Annotated in this window: 2 protein-coding genes; both read right to left on the reverse strand. The window is 67.7% G+C overall.

What is annotated here, in order from left to right; all coding sequences use genetic code 11:
* Positions 1-1,056 (reverse strand): 2-oxoacid:ferredoxin oxidoreductase subunit beta (locus ACIPK3_RS34355; protein ID WP_402576136.1); only part of this gene is annotated, 1,056 nt, incomplete at its 3' end.
* A partial coding sequence (locus ACIPK3_RS34360) for a 2-oxoacid:acceptor oxidoreductase subunit alpha (protein WP_402576137.1) occupies positions 1,046-2,890 on the reverse strand: 1,845 nt, incomplete at its 5' end. The genes ACIPK3_RS34360 and ACIPK3_RS34355, both read right to left, overlap by 11 nt.

A 2,890-nucleotide genomic window follows, 5' to 3' on the forward strand; every position in this document is an offset into this window, starting at 1 on the left:
GTCGGTGACGGTCCAGGTGTCGTTTCCGGTGAGGAGGGTGGTGAGGTCGCCTTTGCCGTGTTGGTTGGTGGCGGTGTCGAGTTGGTCGTTGAGTTGGGTGTCGTAGACGGGGCGTTGGACGGCGCGGAAGACGCCGATGGGGGTGTGGTGGAGGGTGTGGGGGTCGGCGAGGCGGGAGAGGGCGAAGGCGGTGGTGGGTTGGGGGGTGTGGGTGTCGTGGATGAGGACGTGGTGCTGGTTGTGGGGGGTGAGGGTTTGGGGGGTGAGTTCGCCGGTGGTGGGGTCGCGGGTGATGCCTTGGTTGTGGCCGGGGCCGAAGCGGATGGGTTGGCCGTGTTCGAGGCGGATGACGGCTTCGTCGGCGGTGGTGTGGTCTTTGAGGGTGTCGAAGGCGCCGTCGTTGAAGATGTTGCAGTTCTGGTAGATCTCGATGAGGGCGGTGCCGGGGTGGTGGGCGGCGGCGCGGAGGGTGTCGGTGAGGTGGGTGCGGTCGGAGTCGAGGGTGCGGGCGACGAAGGAGGCTTCGGCTCCGAGGGCGAGGGAGACGGGGTTGAAGGGGGCGTCGAGGGAGCCCATGGGGGTGGATTTGGTGATCTTGCCGGTTTCGGAGGTGGGTGAGTACTGGCCTTTGGTGAGGCCGTAGATGCGGTTGTTGAAGAGGAGGATTTTCAGGTTGACGTTGCGGCGCAGGGCGTGGATGAGGTGGTTGCCGCCGATGGAGAGGGCGTCGCCGTCGCCGGTGACGACCCAGACGGACAGGTCGGGGCGGGAGACGGCGAGGCCGGTGGCGATGGCGGGGGCACGTCCGTGGATGGAGTGCATGCCGTAGGTGTTCATGTAGTAGGGGAAGCGGGAGGAGCAGCCGATGCCGGAGATGAAGACGGTGTTCTCGCGGGCGAGGCCGAGTTCGGGCATGAAGGACTGGACGGCGGCGAGGATGGCGTAGTCGCCGCAGCCGGGGCACCAGCGGACTTCCTGGTCGGTTTTGAAGTCCTTCATGCTCTGTTCGGCCTGGGCGCGGGGCACGAGGGTGAGGGGGTGGGTGTCATGCGGCATGGGTGAGGAACTCCTCCAGTGCGGCGGCGAGTTGCTGGGCCTTGAACGGCATGCCGTTGACCTGGGTGATGGAGCGGGCGTCGATGAGGTATTTCGCGCGGATGAGGGTGGCGAGCTGGCCGAGGTTCATTTCGGGGATGACCACCCGGTCGTAGCGGGCCAGGACCTCGCCCAGGTTTTGGGGGAAGGGGTTCAGATGCCGCAGGTGGGCCTGGGCGACGGGTTCGCCGGCGGTGCGCAGCCGGCGGACGGCGGCGGTGATCGGCCCGTAGGTGGACCCCCAGCCCAGAACGAGGAGGCGGGCGCGGCTGTCGGGGTCGTCGACGGTGAGGTCGTCGATGGTGATGTTGTCGGTCTTGGCCTGGCGGGTGCGGACCATGTGGTCGTGGTTGGCGGGGTCGTAGGAGATGTTGCCGCTGCCGTCCTGTTTCTCGATCCCGCCGATGCGGTGTTCCAGGCCGGGTGTGCCGGGCACCGCCCAGGGGCGGGCCAGGGTCGCGGGATCGCGCAGGTAGGGCCAGAACACGTCGGTGCCGTCGTCCAGGGTGTGGTTCGGGCCGTCGGCGAACCGCACGCTCAGGTCGGGGAGCTCCTCGACGGCGGGGATCCGCCAGGGTTCGGAGCCGTTGGCGAGGTAGCCGTCGGAGAGCAGCATCACCGGGGTGCGGTAGGTCAGCGCGATCCGTGCCGCCTCCAGCACGGTGTCGAAGCAGTCCGCGGGAGTACGCGGGGCCAGGACCGGCAGCGGGGCCTCACCGTTGCGCCCGTACATCGCCTGCAGCAGATCCGCCTGCTCCGTCTTGGTCGGCAGCCCCGTCGAGGGACCACCGCGCTGGATGTCGACCACCAGCAGCGGCAGCTCCAGCGACACCGCCAGCCCCACCGTCTCCGACTTGAGCGCCACGCCCGGCCCGGACGTCGTCGTGACCGCCAGCGACCCGCCGAACGCCGCACCCAGCGCCGCACCGATCCCCGCGATCTCGTCCTCCGCCTGGAACGTGCGCACCCCGAAATTCTTGTGCTTCGACAGCTCGTGCAGGATGTCGGAGGCCGGAGTGATCGGATACGAGCCCAGAAACAGCGGGAGATCCGCCTGCCGCGCCGCCGCGACCAGCCCGTACGACAGGGCCAGATTCCCCGAAATGTTGCGGTAGACACCCGGCGCGAACGCCTTCGACGCCGGCGCGACCTCGTAGGAGACCGCGAAATCCTCCGTCGTCTCCCCGAAGTTCCAGCCCGCCCGGAACGCCGCGATGTTCGCCCGCGCGAGCTGCGGCCGCTTCGCGAACTTCCCCGCCAAAAACGCCTCGGTACCCTCCGTCGGCCGGTGATACATCCACGACAGCAGACCCAGCGCGAACATGTTCTTGCACCGCTCGGCCTCCTTCCGCGGCAGACCGAACTCCTTCAACGCCGACACCGTCAACCCGGTCAACGGCACCGGATGCAGACTGAACCCCTCCAGCGACCCGTCCTCCAACGGCGACACCGCATAACCGACCTTCGCCAGCGCCCGCTTCGTGAACTCGTCCGTGTTCACAATGATCTCCGCACCCCGCGGCAGATCACCCACATTCGCCCGCAACGCCGCCGGATTCATCGCCACCAGCACATTCGGCGCATCCCCCGGCGTCAGAATGTCATGATCAGCGAAATGCACCTGGAACGACGACACCCCCGGCAACGTCCCCGCAGGCGCCCGGATCTCCGCCGGGAAATTCGGCAGCGTCGACAGATCATTCCCGAACAACGCCGTCTCCGACGTGAACCGGTCACCCGTGAGCTGCATCCCATCACCCGAATCACCCGCAAAACGAATGATCACACGATCCAG

This window comes from Streptomyces sp. NPDC086787, assembly GCF_044745865.1.
In the GTDB taxonomy this organism is placed as follows: Bacteria; Actinomycetota; Actinomycetes; order Streptomycetales; family Streptomycetaceae; genus Streptomyces.